This window comes from Citrobacter sp. MNAZ 1397, assembly GCF_023613995.1.
Lineage (GTDB): Bacteria > Pseudomonadota > Gammaproteobacteria > Enterobacterales > Enterobacteriaceae > Phytobacter > Phytobacter ursingii.
Genome location: NZ_JAKIVH010000003.1, coordinates 399,639 through 420,631, shown reverse-complemented (window position 1 = coordinate 420,631; position 20,993 = coordinate 399,639). Strand labels below are relative to the sequence as shown.

Genomic DNA, 20,993 nt, shown 5'->3' with positions numbered 1-20,993 from the left:
CTCAATGGCAACTAAAAATCGGCGCGATGCAAAAAGTTATTCAACAACTCATGGCCTTGCTCGCTAAGAATACTTTCCGGGTGAAACTGCACCCCTTCCAGATCCCATTGACGATGGCGAATGCCCATAATCTCTTGCGTCTCGCTCCAGGCGGTCACCTCAAAGCAGTCTGGCAACGAAGGCGGATCGATCAACAGGGAATGGTAGCGGGTAACCGTTAACGGATTATTCAGGCCGCGAAAAACACCCTGCCCGGTATGGGTTACCGGGCAGGTTTTGCCATGCATAACCTGCTTCGCCCGGACAATGCGGGCGCCAAAGACCTGGGCAATGGCCTGGTGACCAAGGCAGACGCCGAGAATCGGCAACGTGCCAGCATAGTGGCGAATAATGTCCAGCGAGATCCCCGATTCATCCGGTGTACAGGGGCCCGGGGATATCACGATTTTTCGAGGGGCAATAGCCGCAATATCCGCCAGGGTGATCTCATCATTACGCCTGACCTCGACCTGCGCGCCCAGTTCGCAAAAGTACTGATACAGGTTCCAGGTAAAAGAGTCGTAATTATCAATAAGCAGGATCATGGCGGCCTCATCATGTTAAGCCGCCCTATTCTACTCAGTTTCGACGGCTTCGCTTACCACTTTGCCAAAGATCTCACACAGCGGTTTTAGCTCGCCCATCGCCCCGGCCTGATTCGCTTTACTCCAGTTTTCCGGGTCAATCCCGCGCCAGTCCAGCCGGTACCCGGCATGCAGCGCAAGCTGTTCGAAGAAAATTCGCTGGGCAATGCCATTGCCAATACGAAAGGGATGCAACACGTTAATTTCACAATAGTAATGGGCCAGTCGCTCAATAAACTCTTCCTTCCCGAGCCCCTGTAGCCACTCTTCGTCTTCAAGCGATTGCATTAACGCATTGCCTTCTTTTTCGATGTATTCGAAATGGCAGAAACGGGTATCCCCCTGATAAATGTCCACTTCGCGCACCTGCCCGGCCCAGTCGAAGACATCCTGGTAAATATGGCGGTGAATGGCGCAAAGATGCGGCAGCCCGCGGGCCAGCGGCCCCAGCTCCAGCGTGGCGGCACGTAACGCCGTGAGTTCCCATGCCGCCTGTTCCAGGCGTTTCGCCTCACGAATACCCAGCGCGTTACGCATTACATTAAGGCCAGGGTAGAGATAAGGATCGCGACCGTCGCCGAATTTATCGCTCATAGTGCCTCCTTAACGCTGCAATCCGCGTCATCGCCTCATCGGGTGTGAGCGTTACCAGCGGGCTTTCAACGCCTTCAAGAAGCCTGCTGGCCTGAAAATTGACATTACGGTCTTGTTCCCAGAGACGGGATTTTTGTCGGTCGGTGAGTTTTTTGGTCATAACGCCTCCCTGATGTCTCGCTCATGTGCCACAAGTATAAGCAGCAATTTCACGTCACGCAGGGAGGAGAACGCGCACAGACCGAACGGCCCGTGCGAGAAAAAGATTATGGCAGGACTTTGGCAGAGAGGATAACAACCGGTTTCGACGGCACATTCTGATAAGGGCCGACGTCGTGGGTTGGAACCTGAGAAATCTTGTCGGCAACATCCATCCCTTTGACAACTTTACCAAATACCGCGTAGCCAAAATCACGTTGGCCGTGGTCCAGGAAGGCGTTATCGGCGACGTTGATGAAGAATTGACTGGTGGCGCTGTCTTTATCTGCCGTACGGGCCATGGAGATGGTACCGCGCGTATTGCGTAAACCGTTGTCCGCTTCGTTTTTGATGGGCGGGTTAGGCTGCTTTTGCTGCATTTGTTCTGTAAAACCACCGCCCTGAACCATAAAACCCGGGATCACGCGGTGAAACGTGGTGTTGTTATAAAAACCGTTATTTACATAATCCACAAAGTTTTTCACCGACACGGGGGCTTTCTGACTGTTCAGCTCCAGTTCGATGTTGCCAGCTGACGTGGTGAGCAGAACATGAGGATCGCCTTTTGCCGCCAGTGCGGAAGAGGAGATTGCAGAAAGGGCACACACAGCCGCCATTGCCGCCAGAGTCGATTTAACCATGAGGTTTCCTTAACGAAATACAGGTAAGAAAGCGAGTGGCTTGATTCTAAAGAGCACTCCGCCACCAGGCCAGCCTTTTACTTAATTTTACGCAATTGAAACATATGTTACGCAGCCTGACCACGCATTGTGTGGTCATTCTGCTACCCCCTTCACTCACTCTTGCGATAAAACGCCACTTCTTCACCCCCGCTGTCCGTTTGAATCCAGCTATGCGCGGGTTGCGTAGTGGCTATCACTCGCCCCTGACGAATGGACCAGCGCACCGGTGACTGACATCGCACCGCGTCAAAACCGCTCTCAACCGGCAAAATGATCATATTCGCCGGATTGCCTGTCACAATACCGTAGTCCTTAAGACCAAAGGTTCTGGCGCTATTGTCGGTAATAAGTCGTAGGCCATCGTCAATTTGTTGATACCCCATCAACTGGCAAACATGCAGGCCCATATGCAACACCTGCAACATATTGCCTGTGCCAAGCGGATACCAGGGATCAAAGACATCATCATGGCCGAAACAAACGTTAATCCCGGCGGCCAGCATCTCTTTCACGCGAGTAATTCCGCGCCGCTTCGGATAATCATCAAAACGTCCCTGCAGATGAATATTCACCAACGGATTAGCAACAAAGTTGATGCCGGAAAGTTTCAGTAAGCGGAAAAGGCGAGACGTATAGGCGCCATTATAGGAGTGCATCGCCGTGGTATGGCTGGCGGTAACGCGCGCACCCATCTCCATTTTCAACGCCAGCGCGGCAACCGTTTCGACAAACCTTGACTGTTCGTCATCGATCTCGTCACAGTGAATGTCCAGCGGCCGGTCATATTTCTTTGCCAGCTCAAAGGCGATATGCAGCGATTCCACCCCGTACTCGCGGGTAAATTCAAAATGGGGAATCGCCCCTACCACATCCGCGCCTAGCTGTAAGGCCTCTTCCAGCAAGGCAGCACCGTTGGGATAAGACATAATCCCCTCTTGCGGGAAGGCAACAATTTGCAGGTCTATCCAGGGGGCAACTTCCTGCTTCACTTCCAGCATGGCTTTTAATGCCGTCAGTGTCGGGTCGGAGACATCAACATGAGTTCGTACATGCTGGATACCATTTGCCATTTGCCATTTTAGCGTCTGCCAGGCACGCGTTTTCACATCATCATGGCTGAGTAACACTTTACGTTCCGCCCAACGCTCAATGCCCTCAAACAGTGTGCCCGACTGATTCCAGTTGGGCTCACCTGCGGTCTGAGTAGTATCAAGGTGAATATGTGGTTCGATAAAGGGGGGCAGCGCCAGCCCGCCCCTGGCATTTAAGACTTCGTAACTTTCATGCTGCGGAGCGCTCATCGGGGTGATATCACCGAAGTGGCCCTTCTCAATCGCGATTTGCCATAGTCCTTTTCGCCCAGGTAAATGAACGTTCTGAACCAGCCAAAGTGGTGTTGCCGTCATGCTTCTACCCCCTGGTTATCACTGAAACGTTGTTTCAGGCAATTGCCTTAAATTGACGTCTTTTTTTGTACACAATTTCCGCAATTCTGAAAAGCCTGACAGATCCGCGACTTATAAAAATCCATCAAAATCAATTATCTACTCATTAAGTGGTAGGCGAAGATGTATTTGACCTGCATCAATAAGTGCCAGGGCTGAATCGTTAAGGTAGGCAGTAATAGAAAAGAAATCGAGGCAAAAATGAGCAAAGTCAAACTCGCTATAATCGGTAACGGCATGGTCGGCCACCGTTTTATTGAGGATCTCCTTGATAAAGCAGATGCCAGCCAGTTCGATATTACCGTTTTTTGTGAAGAACCCCGTAAAGCCTACGATCGCGTTCACCTGTCCTCCTACTTCTCGCATCATACTGCGGAAGAACTGTCGCTGGTACGTGAAGGTTACTACGAAAAGCATGGCGTTAACGTTCTCGTTGGCGAACGCGCAATAACCATCAACCGTCAGGAGAAAGTGATCCACTCCAGCGCTGGTCGTACTGTCTATTATGACAAACTGATCATGGCGACAGGCTCTTATCCGTGGATCCCGCCCATTAAAGGCTCCGAAACCCAGGATTGCTTTGTTTACCGCACTATTGAAGACCTTAATGCCATCGAATCCTGCGCCCGCCGCAGCAAACGGGGTGCTGTGGTCGGTGGGGGCCTACTCGGTCTGGAAGCCGCCGGCGCCCTGAAAAACCTCGGCGTTGAAACGCACGTTATTGAATTTGCCCCCATGCTGATGGCTGAACAGCTCGATCAGATGGGCGGTGAACAGCTTAAACGCAAAATCGAAAGCATGGGCGTGCGTGTACACACCAGCAAAAACACTAAAGAGATCGTCCAGGAGGGCATCAGCGCGCGTAAAACCATGCGTTTTGCCGATGGTACCGATCTTGAAGTCGACTTCATCGTCTTCTCAACCGGTATTCGCCCGCGCGACAAACTGGCGACGCAATGTGGGCTGGAGGTAGCCCAGCGCGGCGGGATCGTGATTAACGACGCCTGCCAGACTTCTGACCCGGATATCTACGCGATTGGTGAATGCGCCAACTGGAATAGCCACGTCTACGGTCTGGTCGCACCGGGCTACAAAATGGCGCAGGTCGCCGTGGACCATATCCTCGGCAATGCTAACGCCTTTGCCGGCGCGGATATGAGCGCCAAGTTAAAACTGCTGGGAGTAGACGTTGGCGGTATCGGCGATGCACATGGCCGTACGCCAGGCGCACGCAGCTACGTTTACCTCGACGAAAGCAAAGAAGTCTACAAACGCCTTATCGTCAGTCCTGACAACAAAACCCTGCTCGGCGCGGTACTGGTGGGCGACACCAGCGATTTCGGCAATCTGCTGCAACTGGTCCTGAACGCGATTGAATTGCCGGAAAACCCGGATGCCTTGATCCTGCCGGCACATGCCAGCAGCGGCAAACCGTCTATCGGCGTGGATAAATTGCCGGACAGCGCGCAAATCTGCTCCTGCTTCGATGTCACCAAAGGCATGCTCATCTCTGCCATCAACAAGGGTTGTCACACCGTTGCCGCGCTGAAAGCGGAAACCAAAGCCGGTACCGGCTGCGGCGGCTGTATTCCGCTGGTCACCCAGGTACTGAACGCCGAACTGGCGAAACAGGGTATCGAAGTGAACAACAACCTGTGCGAGCACTTCGCTTACTCTCGCCAGGAGCTGTACCACCTGATCCGCGTGGAAGGCATCAAATCCTTCGACGAGCTGCTGCAGAAGCACGGCCAGGGTTACGGCTGCGAAGTGTGTAAACCGACCGTCGGCTCTCTGCTGGCCTCTTGCTGGAATGAATATGTGCTCAAGCCGCAGCACACGCCACTGCAGGACACCAACGACAACTTCCTGGCGAACATTCAGAAAGATGGCACCTACTCCGTTATCCCGCGCTCTGCAGGTGGCGAAATCACCCCGGAAGGGCTGATGGAAGTGGGCCGTATCGCCCGCGAATTTAATCTCTATACCAAAATCACCGGCTCCCAGCGTATTGGCCTGTTTGGCGCGCAGAAAGACGACTTACCGGAAATCTGGCGTCAACTGATTGAAGCGGGTTTCGAAACCGGTCACGCGTATGCCAAAGCGTTGCGGATGGCAAAAACCTGCGTCGGCTCCACCTGGTGCCGCTACGGCGTGGGCGACAGCGTGGGCTTCGGCGTTGAGCTGGAAAACCGCTACAAAGGCATCCGTACTCCGCACAAAATGAAGTTTGGGGTTTCCGGCTGTACCCGTGAATGTGCCGAAGCGCAGGGTAAAGACGTGGGCATTATCGCCACCGAAAAAGGCTGGAACTTGTATGTTTGCGGTAACGGCGGAATGAAACCGCGTCATGCGGATTTGCTGGCGGCGGATCTCGACCGTGAAACCCTGCTCCAGTACCTCGACCGTTTCATGATGTTCTATATCCGTACGGCCGACAAACTGACCCGCACGGCCTCCTGGCTGGATAATCTGGAAGGCGGCATCGATTACCTCAAGAGCGTCATCATCGATAACAAACTGGGCCTGAACGACCAGCTTGAAGCCGAAATGGCGCGTCTGCGCGACGCCGTGATTTGCGAATGGACCGAGACCGTCAACAACCCGCAGGCGCAAGTACGCTTCAGACACTTTATCAATAGCGACAAGCGCGACCCGAACGTTCAGGTTGTGCCAGAACGCGAGCAACACCGTCCGGCAACGCCATATGAACGCATCCCGGTCAAAATGGTGGAGGAAACCGTATGAGCCAGTGGAACACTATCTGCAAAATCGATGACATCATCCCGGCAACCGGGGTATGCGCACTGCTGAATGGCAAACAGGTGGCCATTTTCCGCCCGCGTCACGATGAACAGGTTTTCGCGATCAGCAATATCGACCCGTTCTTTGAAGCAAGCGTGCTGTCACGCGGCCTGATTGCCGAGCACAATGGAGAGCTGTGGGTCGCCAGCCCGTTGAAAAAACAGCGCTTCCGCCTGCGTGATGGGCTATGTATGGAAGACGAAAGCCGTTCTGTGGCCCACTTCGACGCGCGTGTTAAAGACGGCGTCGTGCAACTTAAAGCGTAATTTTCCAGTGGGGGTGCAATGCCCCCATTCATGGGATTCACCCATACCGTAGTTGCTTATTGAACTCGTAATTTTTATTTGTTTTTAATTTTAACTTTTCATTATTTACACAACATCATTTGTGCTGCGTCGCGGCGGCAACTGAACGATTCCCCAGGAGCATAGTGAACTATGTGACTGGGGGGAGTGAAGGCAGCCAACAAAGAGGCAGCGCAAAGAATGACGTGTTAAAGGGTAATCAACACTATGTTTACAGACACTATTAATAAGTGTGCGGCTAACGCTGCGCGCATTTCGCGCCTCTCGACCAATAATCCTGTGGGGTTCTGGATTAGCTCTGCCATGGCAGGCGCTTATGTCGGCTTAGGGATTATTTTGATTTTCACCCTCGGTAACTTACTTGACCCATCAGTGCGTCCGCTGGTGATGGGCGCAACGTTCGGTATCGCGTTAACCCTGGTCATTATTGCCGGCTCTGAACTCTTTACCGGCCATACCATGTTCCTGACTCTCGGTGTGAAAGCCGGCACCATCACCCAGGGCCAGATGTGGACGATTCTGCCGCAAACCTGGCTGGGTAATCTGTTAGGTTCGGTATTGGTTGCGCTGCTGTATAACTGGGGTGGCGGTAGTTTACTGCCGCTGGATACCAGCCTCGTGCATACCGTTGCGCTGGCCAAAACCAACGCGCCGGCAGGGGTTCTGTTCTTTAAAGGCGCTTTATGTAACTGGTTGGTTTGTCTGGCAATCTGGATGGCAATCCGTACCGAAGGCGCCGCGAAATTCCTCGCCATCTGGTGGTGCCTGCTGGCGTTTATCGCTTCCGGCTACGAGCACTCCGTTGCCAACATGACGCTGTTTGCCCTCTCATGGTTTGGTCATCACAGCGACGCGTATACCCTCTCCGGAATTGGCCATAACCTGTTGTGGGTAACCCTGGGCAATACTTTCTCCGGTGCCGTATTTATGGGCCTGGGTTACTGGTATGCTACGCCGAAAGCGGAGCGCCCGTCTGCAACCCAGACAGCGAAGAGTCAACCAATTACAACGAATTAATAGAGACACGCGCACTTCGGGTTACAGACAACGCACCTGCGGCCCGAAGAATGGCGTGTATTTGAGGTGATGTCGTGGATCATTTACCCATTTTTTGTCAATTACGCGATCGCGCCTGCCTGCTGGTAGGCGGTGGGGATGTTGCCGAACGTAAAGCCCGACTTTTAATGGATGCTGGTGCGCGGCTGACCGTTAACTCACTCGCCTTCGTTCCCCAGTTCCATGTCTGGGCGAACGAAGGGATGCTAACGCTGGTGGAAGGCAGTTTCGACGAAAGCCTGCTCGACTCGTGCTGGCTGGTGATAGCAGCGACAGATAACGAAGCGGTTAATGAGCAGGTTAGCGCGGCGGCGGAGTCCCGGCGTATCTTCTGTAACGTGGTGGACGCACCGAAACAGGCGAGCTTTATCATGCCGTCCATTATTGACCGTTCGCCCCTGATGGTCGCCGTCTCTTCCGGCGGTACCTCCCCGGTACTGGCGCGTCTGCTGCGCGAGAAACTGGAATCGCTTCTTCCGCAGCATCTCGGACATGTCGCCAGCTACGCAGGCAAACTGCGTCGTCGGGTAAAAGACCACTTTGCCAGCGTCGCCGAGCGCCGCCGGTTCTGGGAAAAGCTGTTTGTGAATGACCGTCTTGCTCAGTCACTGGCCAATCAGGATGCACCGGCAGTGGAAGCGATCACGGAACAAATGCTTGCCGAGCCGCTGGACAATCGTGGCGAAGTGGTGCTGGTCGGGGCAGGTCCGGGCGATGCCGGTTTGTTGACGCTCAAAGGGCTGCAACAGATCCAGCAGGCCGATGTGGTGGTCTATGACCGCCTGGTCTCGGATGAGATCATGAACCTGGTACGCCGCGATGCCGACCGAGTGTTTGTTGGCAAGCGTGCTGGCTTTCACTGTGTCCCGCAGGAAGAGATTAACCAGATCCTGCTGCAGGAAGCGCAACGGGGTAAACGGGTGGTGCGCCTGAAAGGGGGCGATCCGTTTATCTTCGGACGCGGCGGCGAAGAGCTGGAAACCCTGTGCCACGCGGGAATTCCCTTTTCGGTGGTACCCGGCATTACCGCAGCCTCAGGGTGTTCTGCTTACGCCGGTATTCCATTAACCCACCGGGATTATGCCCAGAGCGTACGTCTGATAACGGGTCACTTAAAAACTGGCGGCGAGCTGGACTGGGCAAACCTGGCGGCAGAAAAACAGACGCTGGTCTTCTATATGGGGCTGAACCAGGCGGCGACCATTCAGGAAAAATTGATTGAGCACGGTATGCAGGCAGATATGCCTGTCGCGCTGGTAGAAAATGGCACCTCTGTGAAACAGCGCGTCGTTAGTGGCATCCTGACTGAGCTGGGGGAACTGGCCCGGCAGGTCGAAAGCCCGGCGCTCATTATCGTAGGCCGCGTTGTCGGCCTGCGCGATAAGCTTAAGTGGTTTTAACTGTTCATTCATTAGGTTAGTCATTCCACAGGCACCCGTCCGGATAAGGCGTATGCGCCGCATCCGGGATTCCCGGGTGCGGCGCATACGCCTTACCCGGGCTACGCCGTTTCCTAAATCTCGGATCACCACAATAATTTTCACAATTAATTCAATTAGTTAATTATCACATAGCCATAGGATTATCATCCAGTGGCAATTTTGTGATCTCTCTCCACAATACAATTCATCATGTGTTGTTATATTGATTATGTGTCGTCATATATTGAAATCTACCGTTGGCTGTCGGTAGATGTCAGGCGGCACCCTTTTGACCCTACATACAACATTCTAAGAAAGGTATTGATATGGAAAGCCAGGAACTTCAACGCAAGCTCGGCTTCTGGGCCGTGCTCGCTATCGCCGTCGGGACAACCGTCGGTTCCGGTATTTTCGTTTCAGTGGGAGAAGTAGCGAAAGCGGCAGGATCGCCGTGGTTAACCGTGCTCGCTTTCGTCATTGGCGGCCTGATCGTTATTCCGCAGATGTGCGTCTACGCCGAGCTCTCTACCGCCTACCCTGAGAACGGCGCGGATTATATTTATCTGAAAAATGCGGGCAGCCGTCCGCTGGCCTTTCTCTCCGGCTGGGCCAGCTTCTGGGCCAACGATGCTCCTTCGTTGTCGATTATGGCGCTGGCGGTGGTCAGTAATCTCGGCTTCCTGATGCCGCTCGATCCCCTCACCGGCAAGCTTGTGGCAACGGCGTTAATCGTCATGTTTATGCTGCTGCATCTGCGCTCTGTCGAGGGGGGAGCGGCCTTCCAGACATTGATCACCATCGCCAAAATTATCCCCTTCACTATTGTTATTGGCATTGGCATTTTCTGGTTCAAAGCCGACAACTTCGCTGCGCCAGCGGCGACCGCCACCGTTACGGCGGCATCCGGCATTATGGCACTGCTGGCGGGCGTATCAGCCACCAGTTGGTCTTATACCGGTATGGCCTCCATCTGCTATATGACCGGCGAAATCAAAAACCCCGGCAAGACCATGCCGCGCGCATTGATTGGCTCCTGCCTGCTGGTTCTGGTGCTCTACTCTCTGCTGGCACTGGTTATTTCCGGTCTGATGCCATTTGAAAAGCTGGCGGCCTCGGAAACGCCCATCTCTGACGCACTGACCTATATTCCGGCACTGGGCAGTATGGCGGGCATTTTTGTGGCGTTCACCGCGATGATCGTTATTCTGGGCTCGCTTTCCAGTTGCGTCATGTACCAGCCGCGCCTGGAGTATGCGATGGCGAAGGACAAGCTCTTCTTCAAATGCTTCGCTCACGTTCACCCAAAATACAACACCCCGGATGTGTCGATCGTATTGCAGGGGGCGCTCGGGATCTTCTTCATCTTCGTTTCCGACCTGACCAGCCTGCTCGGCTACTTCACGCTGGTGATGTGCTTTAAAAACACCCTCACCTTCGGCTCGATTATCTGGTGTCGCAAACGCGACGACTATAAACCGCTCTGGCGCACGCCCCTGTTTGGCCTGATGACGTTCCTCGCCATCTGCTCAAGCCTGATCCTCGTCGCCTCTACCTTTGTCTGGGCGCCCGTTCCTGGTCTGGTCTGCGCCCTGATCGTTATCGCCACCGGCCTGCCTGCTTATGCCTTCTGGGAAAAGCGCAATCGTCGACTGGCCGCACTTTCGTAAACCCGTCTGGAGAAACGTTACATGTTGGATATTGATAAAAGCACCGTGGATTTCCTGGTTACCGAAAATATGGTGTCGGAGGTGGAGAAAGTTCTGCAACAGGATGTTCCCCGCGTTCATGCCATTGTTGATGAGATGCTGCGTCGCGGTATTGACCGGATCTATTTCGTCGCCTGCGGATCGCCGCTTAACGCTGCGCAAACGGCGAAGCATCTTGCGGATCGTTATTCAGATTTACAGGTTTACGCCATTTCCGGCTGGGAGTTTTGCGATAACACCCCGCACCGCCTGGACAACCGTTGCGCAGTGATAGGGGTATCTGATTACGGCAAAACCGAAGAGGTGATTAAAGCGCTGGAATTAGGCCGTGCCTGCGGCGCACTCACTGCCGCCTTCACGAAAAAACCGGACAGTCCGATCACCGTTCCGGTGGAGTATGTCGTGGACTACCAGGCCGACTGTATCTGGGAAATCCATCTGCTGCTCTGCTACAGCGTGGTACTGGAAATGGTAACCCGCCTCGCGCCGCATGCGGAAATCGGCAAAATCAAAACCGATCTGCAAAAACTGCCACAGGCGCTGGGGTACCTGGTGCGTAACTGGGAAGAGAAAGGTCGCCAACTTGGCGAGCAGGCAAGCTCATGGCCGATGATCTACACCGTTTCCGCCGGTCCGCTGCGTCCGCTGGGCTATAAGGAAGGGATTGTCACCCTGATGGAGTTTACCTGGACGCATGGCTCGGTTATTGAGAGCGGGGAATTCCGCCACGGCCCGCTTGAGGTGGTGGAGCCTGGTGTCCCCTTCCTGTTCCTGCTGGGTAATGACGAAAGCCGCCACACGACCGAGCGCGCCATCCGCTTCGTGAAAGCGCGTACGGATAACGTCATCGTCATCGATTACGCCGATATTGCCCAGGGTCTACACCCGTGGCTGGCGCCGTTTTTGATGTTCGTGCCGATGGAGTGGCTCTGCTATTACCTGTCGATTTACAAAGATCACAATCCGGATGAACGTCGCTATTACGGCGGCCTTGTGGAGTATTGATTTCGCTATCCGGCCCGTCCGGGCCGGTTTTCCTTAAAAGGAGCACAGCAATGAAAACAGGCATGTTTACCTGCGGACATCAGCGTTTACCCGTTGAAGAGGCATTTCGCGATGCCCATGAACTGGGCTATGACGGTATTGAACTGTGGGGTGGGCGTCCCCACGCTTTCGCCCCCGATTTAAAAGCGGGTGGGATTAAGCAAATCAAAGCACTCGCCCGGACATACCAGTTGCCCATTATCGGCTACACGCCAGAAACCAACGGCTACCCATGGAATATGATGCTGGGCGATGAGCGGATGCGCCGCGAAAGCCTGGAGATGATTAAACTGGCCATGGATATGGCCAAAGAGATGAACGCCGGATTCACGCTCATTTCCGCCGCCCACGCAGGCTATCTGACCCCGCCGGAGGTTATCTGGCAGCGCCTGACCGATAATCTGCATGAGCTGTGCGAGTATGCGCAGGAGATTGAGATGGATCTGGTGCTGGAACCGCTTACGCCCTATGAATCCAACGTGGTCTGCAACGCCAATGATGTGCTGCGCGCCTTCTCTCTTGTCCCGTCGTCGCGCCTGTACAGCATGATTGATATCTGCGCCCCCTGGGTGCAGGGCGAGCCGGTGATGAGCTACTTCAACAAACTGGGCGATAAACTTCGCCATCTTCATATTGTCGACAGCGACGGCGCGAGCGACAGCCACTTCATCCCCGGTGAAGGCAAAATGCCGCTGCGGGAACTGATGCGCGATGTTATCGCCAGCGGCTACAGCGGTTATTGCACAATTGAGCTGGTAACAATGTACATGAACGAGCCGCGGCTGTTTGCCCGCCAGGCGCTGGAGCGCTTTCGCGCGTTGCTGCCGGAGGAAAGCGCATGAAACGGCTGGCGACCATTGGCGATAACTGCGTCGACATCTATCCACACCTCGGCAAAGCCTTTTCCGGCGGCAATGCGGTCAACGTGGCGGTTTACAGCACGCGTTATGGCATGGCGCCAGGCTGCGTGACCTGGGTTGGCGAGGACGACTACGGTCGGATGTTACTGGACGATCTGGCCCGAATGGGTGTCGATACCAGCCATGTGCATGTCAAATGCGGTGTCACCGCACAAACTCAGGTGGAGATGAAGGGTAATGACCGGGTGTTGGGTGACTATACCGAAGGGGTAATGGCGAATTTTACCCTGGATGAGCAGGATTTCGCCTGGCTTGATGGCTATGACATTATTCACTCCGCTATCTGGGGCCACGCGGACAGCGCCTTTCCCCGACTGCATGCGGCCGGCAAGCTGACAGCGTTTGATTTTGCCGATAAATGGGACAGCCCACTCTGGCAAACCCTGCCGCCGCATCTTGATTTTGCCTTTGCCTCGGCGCAGCAGGAGGACGATACATTGAGAGCGCGTATGCAGGCGATAGTCGCGCACGGTGCAGGTATCGCAATCGTTACGCTGGGTGAAAATGGCAGTATTGCCTGGGATGGCGGGCAGTTTTACCGCCAGGCCGCCGCTTGCGTTGATGTCATCGATACCATGGGCGCCGGGGACTCGTTTATTGCCGGTTTCCTCTGCGCAATGGCCTGCGGCTGGTCGCTCACGGTGGCTATGGAGCAGGGTACACTCAGCGCGGCGCGCACCATTCAATACCACGGAGCATGGTAATACTGCGCTGGCATGAGCCGCATCATGCCAGCGCTCTGTTACTCGCTGATAAACAACCCTATAATTCCCCTATTCCATTCTTTTCAGGGTTGAGCCATGCCAGCTACGGACCGCTATTCTCACCAACTATTGTACGCCACGGTTCGCCAGCGTCTGCTGGATGACATTGCTCAGGGCGTCTATAAAGCCGGACAACAGATCCCCACCGAGAGTGAACTTTGCGCCCAGTACAATGTAAGCAGAATCACGATTCGTAAAGCGATAAGTGACCTGGTAGCGGACGGCGTGCTGATTCGCTGGCAGGGCAAAGGAACCTTTGTACAAAGCCAGAAGGTAGAAAACGCGTTGCTGACCGTCAGCGGGTTTACCGATTTTGGCGTCTCGCAGGGTAAGCCGACGAAAGAGAAGGTGATTGAACAGGCGCGTATCTCTGCGGCGCCGTTTTGTGAAAAGCTGAACATTCCGGGTAACAGCGAAGTCTTTCACTTAAGCCGGGTGATGTATCTGGACAAGGAACCGCTCTTTATCGACAGCTCATGGATCCCGCTGTCGCGCTATCCGCAATTTGACGCGTATTACAGCGAGGGAGAATCAACCTATCAGTTGTTCCAGAAGCATTTTGACACGCGGATAGTGAGCGACAAAAAAACGATCGATATTTTCGCTGCCACCCGTTCTCAGGTGCAGTGGCTTAAGTGCGAACTGGGCGAGCCGCTGTTTCGCATCAGCAAAATCGCCTTCGATCAGAACAGTAAACCGGTGCATGTTTCCGAGCTTTTCTGCCGCGCCAACCGAATTACCCTAACAATTGATAACCAACACGCATAGCCAGAGCATCCCGGACCCAGCATAAACGCCTAATCCGGGTTACTTTTTAGCACACCACGTTTCCAGACTGCACAATCGATCCCCTCGCCCCTATGGGCAGAAGGGGAACATACGCCCAGGCGGGGTTACGGCTTCGCCACGAAACCAATAGCGTCGTAGACTTTCTTCAGGGTTTCAGACGCACGCGCACTGGCTTTTTCCGCACCCTCTTTCATGATCTTCTGCAAGAACGCTTCGTCATCGCGATAGCGGTGATAACGCGCCTGCAGCTCGGTCAGCATACCGGAAACCGCATCGGCAACTTCACCTTTCAGATGGCCGTACATTTTGCCTTCAAAGTGCTGTTCCAGTTCCGCAATGCTCTGGCCGGTTACGGCTGAGAGAATATCCAGCAGGTTAGATACGCCGGCTTTATTCTGAATGTCGTAACGCACCACTGGCGGCTCATCGCCGTCGGTCATCGCACGTTTGATTTTCTTCACTACCGATTTCGGATCTTCCAGCAGGCCGATAACGTTGTTGCGGTTATCGTCAGACTTGGACATTTTCTTCGTCGGTTCCAGCAGTGACATCACGCGCGCGCCGGATTTCGGAATGAACGGCTCCGGCACTTTGAAGACGTCACCGTAGATAGCGTTAAAACGCTGGGCGATATCGCGACTCAGTTCCAGGTGCTGTTTCTGGTCTTCCCCGACCGGAACCTGGTTGGTCTGGTACAGCAAAATATCCGCCGCCATCAATACCGGATAATCGAACAGACCGGCGTTAATGTTTTCGGAATAACGCGCTGATTTATCTTTGAACTGGGTCATACGGCTCAGTTCGCCGAAATAGGTGTAGCAGTTCAGCGCCCATCCCAGCTGTGCATGCTCCGGCACATGAGACTGAACGAAAATGGTACTTTTCTCAGGATCGATACCGCATGCCAGATAGAGCGCCAGCGTGTCCAGAGTCGCTTTGCGCAGTTTTTCAGGATCCTGACGCGCGGTGATGGCATGCAGGTCAACGATGCAATAGATGCAATGGTAGTCATCCTGCATGTTTACCCACTGACGCAGCGCACCCATGTAATTACCAATGGTCAGTTCACCTGAAGGCTGTGCGCCACTAAATACGATGGGTTTAGTCATGTTTCACGTCCTGATTTTCACTGTGCGGGAGCCCGAGTGCGGGCAGTAGTTCGTTGAAGCGATCGTACACGTAGTCCGGTTCACTCAATGTAATGGCTTCGCCGTAATTGTAACCATAGGTCATACCGACAGAGCAACAGCCTGCAGCCTGAGCGGCGAGAATATCATTACGAGAATCGCCAACGAACAGCAATTCGTTTGGTGCCAGACCCAGTTTTTCCGCGACCAGCAGCAGCGGTTCCGGGTGCGGCTTTTTGTTTTTCACATCATCACCACCGATGACCACGCTGAAATACGGCGCAATACCCAGCGTTTCAAGGAGCGGAGCAACAAATGGCGTAGGCTTGTTGGTCACCAGCGCCATTGGGAAACCTTTTGCGTGCAATGCAGCCAGCGTATGGGCCACATCCGGGAACAGAAAACTGCCCTCTTCCACCGACTCAGCGTAGTAGCGGTCAAACAGCTTACGCAGCATCACGGCCTGCTCTTCCTGGGGAATATCCGCATGGTTAATCGCCGGTTTACCGGACGCAGCGCGCTGCGCATTACGCTCCTGTAGCGACCAGGTCAGCGCCCGTGACATCAGCACATCCGCGCCATTGCCAATCCAGGTGATGACACGATCTTCACCCGCCTGAGGCAGTTCCAGCGCATATAATGCGTTATCTACCGCTGCCGTCAGCCCCGGCGCGCTGTCCACCAGCGTCCCGTCGAGGTCAAAGGCCACCCCACGAATTGCCTGCATTTTATCCATGACTTACCTTTGCCAGTTCACTACGCATTTCATCAATCACTTTTTTGTAATCGGGTTGATCGAAAATCGCCGAACCCGCAACAAACATATCTGCACCCGCGGCGGCGATCTCCGCGATATTGCTGGCCTTCACACCGCCGTCCACTTCCAGGCGAATATCAAAACCGGATTCATCAATCCGACGGCGTACTTCGCGCAATTTATCCAGGGTATGGGGGATGAACGACTGACCGCCAAAGCCAGGGTTGACCGACATCAGCAGAATCACATCCAGCTTATCCATAACATAATCCAGATAGCTCAGCGGCGTGGCCGGGTTAAATACCAGGCCCGCTTTACAGCCATGCTCTTTGATCAATTGCAGCGTACGATCAACATGCTCAGAAGCTTCCGGATGGAACGTAATTATGCTTGCCCCGGCGGCGGCAAAGTCCGGCACCAGACGATCGACAGGCTTCACCATCAGATGCACGTCAATAGGCGCCGTAATGCCGTACTTACGCAACGATTTCAGTACCATCGGTCCAATGGTCAGGTTCGGCACATAGTGGTTGTCCATTACATCGAAGTGAACCACATCCGCGCCGGCAGCCAGCGCACTGGCAGTGTCTTCACCCAGGCGGGCAAAATCAGCCGACAGAATCGAGGGGGCGATCAAATACTGTGTCATCCGCATCTCCTTGAGAAGAATATACATTCATTTTACAGGGTGTAGACAAACGCATTCCTGACGGCGAAGCCGCTCTGGCTCAGAGAGTTGCCGGGCGATAGAGCGCCAGCAGTTCATCCACCTTTTTACGCGTCCCACCGTTGCTGCTGATACTGCGCCGTACTTTCACAACGTGCAGTTTCGCCTGGCTATACCACTCACGCGTCAGCGCGGTGTCGTGGTTGGAAATCAGTACCGGGATCCGGTTATTCACCAGGCTCTCGGCAATGGCCGCCAGATGGGCCTGTTGCTCCAGGGTAAAGCTATTCGTATGGTACGCCGTAAAATTCGCCGTGGCTGAGAGCGGTGCGTAAGGCGGATCGCAATAGACCACCGAATTCGCATCCGCACGAGCCATGCTCTCAGCATAGGATTCGCAATAAAAAAAGGCATTCTGCGCCTTTTCAGCGAAATGATACAACTCGGCTTCCGGGAAGTACGGTTTTTTGTAGCGGCCAAACGGTACGTTAAATTCACCGCGCAAATTATAACGACACAGACCGTTATAGCCGTGGCGGTTAAGGTACAAGAATAACAGTGCGCGCCGGAACAGGTCCCGACTCTGGTTAAACTCAGTGCGCAACTGATAGTAGGTTTCCGACTGGTTCGTCGCAGGCGTAAAGAGCTCCCGGGCGCCCTGAACATACTCATCAGCGCGTTCTTTGACGATGTTATAAAGGCCAATCAGATCGCTGTTGATATCCGCAAGAATGTAACGGGAAAATGAAGTATTGAGAAATACCGAGCCAGCACCAACGAAGGGTTCGATCAGGCATTCGCCTTTTGGCAAATGTCGTTCAATATCGGCAAGCAGAGGGTACTTCCCCCCTGCCCATTTCAGAAAAGCGCGATTTTTTTTCATGCTGGATGATTGATTACACTCTCTCCGGCTGTGGAGACAGCTCCGACAGCATCCTGCGCTTTATACACGTTATCATTCAGGCAAAGCCTGGGTGGCCTGCCTGAATGATGTTGTGACGTGAAATTATTTCAGGTCGGCCTGAACCTGATGAATAGGCTTGGCCCACGGGTTCTTAGCCTGAACATCTGATGGCAGTGCAGCAACAGCGCGTTTTGCATCATCCTTAGAGGCATACACACCGCTGACCAGTACATACCACGGCTGGCCATTACGTGTCGTCTGATAAACCACAAAGTTTTTCAGATTTTCTTTTTTGGCCCAGGCATTCAGGTTGTTGTAATTCGATGAACTGCTTAACTGCAGCGTGTAATGATCGGCGTGCGCAGATTTCAGTGAGCCCACATTACCCGTTGCCACGTTCGTGCTGGCCGCAGGCGCCGCAGTCGCTGCCGGTGCAGCAGGTGCAGCTGTGCTGGTCGTCGCTTTCGGCGTCGTTGCCGCCACGGTCGGCGCTTTGACCGGCTCTGAGGCAACCACTTTAGGTTGCGCGACCGGCGCCTGAACAACCGCTTTCGGCTCTGCCTTTATCACGGGCGGTTTGACCTGCTGCTGTGGTTTCGGTTCGATAACCGCTTGTTTGTGTTCCGGGCGAGTCGTTGCCGTATGGTTTTCTGCGGTAGCTGCGCTATGAGCCGCATTCCCACCGCCGTTACGCACTGGCGCAACGGTTGCAGGTTCCGTCGGCAGCGTGCTGTTTGCTACCGCGTTGTTGATTTGCGCCTGGTTTTGCGGCGAAGTCAGCGCAGTGTTCAAATCACCCTGCACTTCAAGACGCTGCTGAGTGCCTGTGGTTGCAGGCGCCTGGCTTTGAGAAGGCGTAGAAGAGATGGGCGGCAGGGAAACATCCTGCGATGTAGTGCCTGTCGTCGGCTGTGCAGCACCCGCAGTCTGTTCTGCAGAAGTGGAGCCCGGCGCAGGCTGAGTGGCATTAGCCTGATCGGCAGCCGCACCGTTCCCCGAAAGGTCGATATTTTTGCTGTCAGATGCACTTGGTTGAGCAGTACTGTTGCTGGAAGGGGCTTTCAATGCGGAACCGATACCGACAATCAGCAGTAGCAGTACCAGAACACCGACCCCCATCATCACATACTGACGCGAAGCAGGTTTTGCGGCGGCGGCTTTTTTGCGCTTACGTGGGCGACGCTCTGCGCGCTCCTCGTCCAGTGAGTTTTCTTCCGCTTCATAATCTTCTTCTGCGTATTCTTCGCGTTCATCGCGCGTCTTACGTGTTCTCGAAGGGCGACGCTCGTCAGCATCAAGTTCAACATCATCAAAATTGATCTGCGGCTCATCAACACGTTCAGAAGATTGACGAGAACGACCAGTACGACGATCGCTGGGATCGGGTTTCAGCTCGTCTTCTGGTTTGAATTCATCCATTTAACACCCCACTCAAAGGCTCATGCTACCAACAATTGCATTCGCCCGAAGTTAAACGCCACGCACGCGCAGCAAGACCTTTCTAATAAATTACGCCTGCTGACAATCAGCAATAGCGCCAAGTACAACGTCTTGTGACACTCCGCCACGAACTTCGCTTTTCCCTATTGCCAGCGGAAGCACTAAACGTAGCTCGCCGGCCAGAACTTTCTTGTCACGCAGCATGTGCGGGATATATGCCTGGGCGGTCATTTCCTTCGGTCCGTGAACCGGCAGACCTGCACGCTCAAGCAGGGTAATGATGCGCTGGGTATCATCTTTGCTGAACTGCCCAAGACGCTCGGAGGCACGCGCGGCCATCACCATTCCGGCAGCGACAGCTTCACCATGCAACCAGTTGCCGTATCCCATTTCGGCCTCAATAGCATGACCGAAGGTATGGCCCAAATTCAGTAAAGCACGTAAGCCTGTTTCCCGCTCGTCAGCCGCCACAACTTCGGCTTTCAGCTCACAACAACGGCGAATACAGTACGCCATTGCCGGGCCGTCCAGACGCAACAGCGCGTCCAGATTTTGCTCAAGCCAGTCAAAAAATGCGCCATCAAGGATGATGCCGTATTTGATAACTTCGGCGAGACCAGAGGAAAGTTCGCGCGCGGGCAGTGTTTTCAGACAGTCGAGATCCACCACCACCGAGGCTGGCTGGTAGAACGCGCCAATCATGTTTTTGCCAAGTGGATGGTTTACCGCCGTTTTGCCGCCAACAGAAGAGTCGACCTGCGAAAGCAACGTCGTGGGAACCTGGATAAAACGCACGCCACGCTGATAGCTGGCTGCGGCAAAACCGGTCAGATCGCCCACTACACCACCACCCAGCGCGACAAGTGTTGTGTCCCGACCGTGAGGTTTTTGCAAAAGCGCAGTGAAGACCGAGTCCAGCACCGTCAGGCTTTTGTACTGCTCGCCATCGGGTAAAACCACGCTATCGACTTTGATACCGGCCGTTTCAAGTACATGGCGAATCTTGTCGAGATAGAGCGGAGCCAGCGTTTCATTAGTGACCAGCATGACCTGGTCACCGGATTTCAGGGGCGAGAAGGAAGCTGGATCGTCGAACAAACCAGCCGCGATGGTGATAGGGTAACTACGATCCCCCAGAGTGACTGTGATCCTCTCCATGACGCGACATCCACCTTATTTGCTTAAACCCGCAGGCCTGTGTATTACGCCAGAATTAATTGCTTTCCAGCATGTGAATAATCTGGTTTGCGACGACTTTCGCGCTCTGATCGTCAGTGCGAATGGTAACGTCGGCAATCTCTTCATACAGCGGATTGCGTTCATCAGCCAGCGCTTCCAGCACTTCACGCGGCGGCGTTTCCACCTGTAAAAGCGGACGTTTTTTGTCACGTTGAGTACGAGCCAGCTGCTTCTCGATAGTGGTTTCCAGATAAACCACTACGCCGCGGGCGGAGAGACGATTACGGGTTTCGCGAGACTTCACAGAGCCACCACCGGTTGCCAGTACAATTCCCTGTTTTTCCGTTAGCTCGTTGATGATTTTTTCTTCGCGATCGCGGAAACCTTCTTCACCTTCTACATCGAAGACCCAGCCCACATCAGCTCCGGTTCGTTTCTCAATCTCTTGATCAGAATCGTAAAATTCCATATTGAGTTGTTGAGCTAACTGACGCCCAATAGTGCTTTTGCCGGCACCCATAGGCCCAACCAGAAAGATATTGCGTTTCTCTGCCATTTTTTCGGTACTA

General features: G+C 54.1%; 21 protein-coding genes. 9 read left to right on the top strand and 12 right to left on the bottom strand.

What is annotated here, in order from left to right; all coding sequences use genetic code 11:
- Positions 1 to 11 precede the first annotated feature (11 nt).
- From pabA to L2097_RS19140, 5 genes are all read right to left on the bottom strand, one after another.
- Positions 12 to 584, bottom strand: coding sequence for an aminodeoxychorismate synthase component 2 (gene pabA / locus L2097_RS19160; protein WP_047372851.1), 573 nt, complete (start codon positions 582 to 584; stop codon positions 12 to 14).
- Positions 585 to 614: 30 nt separating this feature from the next.
- A complete protein-coding gene (locus L2097_RS19155; protein WP_085006269.1) occupies positions 615 to 1,217 on the bottom strand; it encodes a putative adenosine monophosphate-protein transferase Fic in 603 nt (200 codons plus the stop codon).
- Entirely contained in the window at positions 1,207 to 1,377 is a 171-nt protein-coding gene (ficA, locus tag L2097_RS19150; protein ID WP_071845965.1) for a FicA/YhfG family antitoxin, read from the bottom strand. Before ficA ends, L2097_RS19155 begins: the two co-directional genes overlap by 11 nt.
- 106 nt (positions 1,378 to 1,483) lie before the next feature.
- Complete coding sequence (gene ppiA / locus L2097_RS19145; protein ID WP_047372849.1) at positions 1,484 to 2,056, bottom strand: peptidylprolyl isomerase A; 573 nt, start codon at positions 2,054 to 2,056, stop codon at positions 1,484 to 1,486.
- 152 nt (positions 2,057 to 2,208) lie between these two features.
- On the bottom strand, positions 2,209 to 3,504 hold the full coding sequence (locus L2097_RS19140; protein ID WP_250353504.1) for a cytosine deaminase: 1,296 nt from the start codon (positions 3,502 to 3,504) through the stop codon (positions 2,209 to 2,211).
- A gap of 240 nt (positions 3,505 to 3,744) precedes the next feature.
- On the opposite strand from L2097_RS19140, the gene nirB reads away from it, so the two are divergent.
- The 9 genes from nirB to L2097_RS19095 all read left to right on the top strand — a co-directional run bounded on the left by nirB (position 3,745) and on the right by L2097_RS19095 (position 14,329).
- Positions 3,745 to 6,288, top strand: a complete 2,544-nt coding sequence (gene nirB / locus L2097_RS19135; RefSeq protein ID WP_250353503.1) for a nitrite reductase large subunit NirB — start codon at positions 3,745 to 3,747, stop codon at positions 6,286 to 6,288.
- Positions 6,285 to 6,611, top strand: coding sequence for a nitrite reductase small subunit NirD (gene nirD / locus L2097_RS19130; protein WP_047372846.1), 327 nt, complete (start codon positions 6,285 to 6,287; stop codon positions 6,609 to 6,611). The genes nirB and nirD overlap by 4 nt, the downstream gene beginning before the upstream one ends.
- A gap of 246 nt (positions 6,612 to 6,857) precedes the next feature.
- Positions 6,858 to 7,667 carry a nitrite transporter NirC gene (gene nirC / locus L2097_RS19125; RefSeq protein WP_085006272.1) on the top strand — a complete coding sequence of 270 codons (810 nt, stop codon included), beginning with the start codon at positions 6,858 to 6,860 and terminating at the stop codon, positions 7,665 to 7,667.
- Between the two features lie 74 nt (positions 7,668 to 7,741).
- The gene (gene cysG / locus L2097_RS19120; RefSeq protein ID WP_250353502.1) at positions 7,742 to 9,106 is read left to right on the top strand and encodes a siroheme synthase CysG; all 1,365 of its coding nucleotides are present in this window, start codon (positions 7,742 to 7,744) and stop codon (positions 9,104 to 9,106) included.
- 347 nt (positions 9,107 to 9,453) lie between these two features.
- Positions 9,454 to 10,794, top strand: a complete 1,341-nt coding sequence (frlA, locus tag L2097_RS19115) for a fructoselysine/psicoselysine transporter FrlA (RefSeq protein WP_250353501.1) — start codon at positions 9,454 to 9,456, stop codon at positions 10,792 to 10,794.
- 21 nt (positions 10,795 to 10,815) lie between these two features.
- Entirely contained in the window at positions 10,816 to 11,838 is a 1,023-nt protein-coding gene (frlB, locus tag L2097_RS19110; protein WP_047372842.1) for a fructoselysine 6-phosphate deglycase, read from the top strand.
- 50 nt (positions 11,839 to 11,888) lie between these two features.
- Positions 11,889 to 12,719, top strand: coding sequence for a fructoselysine 3-epimerase (frlC, locus tag L2097_RS19105; RefSeq protein WP_250353500.1), 831 nt, complete (start codon positions 11,889 to 11,891; stop codon positions 12,717 to 12,719).
- A complete protein-coding gene (gene frlD, locus L2097_RS19100) occupies positions 12,716 to 13,501 on the top strand; it encodes a fructoselysine 6-kinase (RefSeq protein ID WP_250353499.1) in 786 nt (261 codons plus the stop codon). Before frlC ends, frlD begins: the two co-directional genes overlap by 4 nt.
- 96 nt (positions 13,502 to 13,597) lie before the next feature.
- Positions 13,598 to 14,329 (top strand): GntR family transcriptional regulator, encoded by a 732-nt coding sequence (locus L2097_RS19095; RefSeq protein WP_047372839.1) that lies wholly within the window; start codon positions 13,598 to 13,600, stop codon positions 14,327 to 14,329.
- A gap of 125 nt (positions 14,330 to 14,454) precedes the next feature.
- On the opposite strand, the gene trpS is transcribed toward L2097_RS19095, so the two are convergent.
- From trpS to aroK, 7 genes are all read right to left on the bottom strand, one after another.
- Complete coding sequence (gene trpS, locus L2097_RS19090; protein WP_047372838.1) at positions 14,455 to 15,459, bottom strand: tryptophan--tRNA ligase; 1,005 nt, start codon at positions 15,457 to 15,459, stop codon at positions 14,455 to 14,457.
- The gene (gene gph, locus L2097_RS19085; protein ID WP_047372837.1) at positions 15,452 to 16,213 is read right to left on the bottom strand and encodes a phosphoglycolate phosphatase; all 762 of its coding nucleotides are present in this window, start codon (positions 16,211 to 16,213) and stop codon (positions 15,452 to 15,454) included. Before gph ends, trpS begins: the two co-directional genes overlap by 8 nt.
- Positions 16,206 to 16,883, bottom strand: a complete 678-nt coding sequence (rpe, locus tag L2097_RS19080) for a ribulose-phosphate 3-epimerase (RefSeq protein ID WP_047372836.1) — start codon at positions 16,881 to 16,883, stop codon at positions 16,206 to 16,208. Before rpe ends, gph begins: the two co-directional genes overlap by 8 nt.
- 79 nt (positions 16,884 to 16,962) lie before the next feature.
- The gene (dam, locus tag L2097_RS19075) at positions 16,963 to 17,784 is read right to left on the bottom strand and encodes an adenine-specific DNA-methyltransferase (RefSeq protein WP_047372835.1); all 822 of its coding nucleotides are present in this window, start codon (positions 17,782 to 17,784) and stop codon (positions 16,963 to 16,965) included.
- 123 nt (positions 17,785 to 17,907) lie between these two features.
- Entirely contained in the window at positions 17,908 to 19,224 is a 1,317-nt protein-coding gene (gene damX, locus L2097_RS19070; RefSeq protein WP_250353498.1) for a cell division protein DamX, read from the bottom strand.
- 90 nt (positions 19,225 to 19,314) lie between these two features.
- A complete protein-coding gene (aroB, locus tag L2097_RS19065) occupies positions 19,315 to 20,403 on the bottom strand; it encodes a 3-dehydroquinate synthase (protein WP_047372833.1) in 1,089 nt (362 codons plus the stop codon).
- A gap of 55 nt (positions 20,404 to 20,458) precedes the next feature.
- Positions 20,459 to 20,980 (bottom strand): shikimate kinase AroK, encoded by a 522-nt coding sequence (gene aroK, locus L2097_RS19060; RefSeq protein WP_035892101.1) that lies wholly within the window; start codon positions 20,978 to 20,980, stop codon positions 20,459 to 20,461.
- Between the last annotated feature and the right edge of the window lie 13 nt (positions 20,981 to 20,993).

What these genes read in the sequence shown, in the direction of transcription:
- pabA (WP_047372851.1), bottom strand. Translation starts at nt 584, where the DNA reads ATGATCCTGCTTATTGATAATTACGACTCTTTTACCTGGAACCTGTAT.
- L2097_RS19155 (WP_085006269.1), bottom strand. Translation starts at nt 1,217, where the DNA reads ATGAGCGATAAATTCGGCGACGGTCGCGATCCTTATCTCTACCCTGGC.
- ficA (WP_071845965.1), bottom strand. Translation starts at nt 1,377, where the DNA reads ATGACCAAAAAACTCACCGACCGACAAAAATCCCGTCTCTGGGAACAA.
- ppiA (WP_047372849.1), bottom strand. Translation starts at nt 2,056, where the DNA reads ATGGTTAAATCGACTCTGGCGGCAATGGCGGCTGTGTGTGCCCTTTCT.
- L2097_RS19140 (WP_250353504.1), bottom strand. Translation starts at nt 3,504, where the DNA reads ATGACGGCAACACCACTTTGGCTGGTTCAGAACGTTCATTTACCTGGG.
- nirB (WP_250353503.1), top strand. Translation starts at nt 3,745, where the DNA reads ATGAGCAAAGTCAAACTCGCTATAATCGGTAACGGCATGGTCGGCCAC.
- nirD (WP_047372846.1), top strand. Translation starts at nt 6,285, where the DNA reads ATGAGCCAGTGGAACACTATCTGCAAAATCGATGACATCATCCCGGCA.
- nirC (WP_085006272.1), top strand. Translation starts at nt 6,858, where the DNA reads ATGTTTACAGACACTATTAATAAGTGTGCGGCTAACGCTGCGCGCATT.
- frlA (WP_250353501.1), top strand. Translation starts at nt 9,454, where the DNA reads ATGGAAAGCCAGGAACTTCAACGCAAGCTCGGCTTCTGGGCCGTGCTC.
- frlB (WP_047372842.1), top strand. Translation starts at nt 10,816, where the DNA reads ATGTTGGATATTGATAAAAGCACCGTGGATTTCCTGGTTACCGAAAAT.
- frlC (WP_250353500.1), top strand. Translation starts at nt 11,889, where the DNA reads ATGAAAACAGGCATGTTTACCTGCGGACATCAGCGTTTACCCGTTGAA.
- frlD (WP_250353499.1), top strand. Translation starts at nt 12,716, where the DNA reads ATGAAACGGCTGGCGACCATTGGCGATAACTGCGTCGACATCTATCCA.
- L2097_RS19095 (WP_047372839.1), top strand. Translation starts at nt 13,598, where the DNA reads ATGCCAGCTACGGACCGCTATTCTCACCAACTATTGTACGCCACGGTT.
- trpS (WP_047372838.1), bottom strand. Translation starts at nt 15,459, where the DNA reads ATGACTAAACCCATCGTATTTAGTGGCGCACAGCCTTCAGGTGAACTG.
- gph (WP_047372837.1), bottom strand. Translation starts at nt 16,213, where the DNA reads ATGGATAAAATGCAGGCAATTCGTGGGGTGGCCTTTGACCTCGACGGG.
- rpe (WP_047372836.1), bottom strand. Translation starts at nt 16,883, where the DNA reads ATGACACAGTATTTGATCGCCCCCTCGATTCTGTCGGCTGATTTTGCC.
- dam (WP_047372835.1), bottom strand. Translation starts at nt 17,784, where the DNA reads ATGAAAAAAAATCGCGCTTTTCTGAAATGGGCAGGGGGGAAGTACCCT.
- damX (WP_250353498.1), bottom strand. Translation starts at nt 19,224, where the DNA reads ATGGATGAATTCAAACCAGAAGACGAGCTGAAACCCGATCCCAGCGAT.
- aroB (WP_047372833.1), bottom strand. Translation starts at nt 20,403, where the DNA reads ATGGAGAGGATCACAGTCACTCTGGGGGATCGTAGTTACCCTATCACC.
- aroK (WP_035892101.1), bottom strand. Translation starts at nt 20,980, where the DNA reads ATGGCAGAGAAACGCAATATCTTTCTGGTTGGGCCTATGGGTGCCGGC.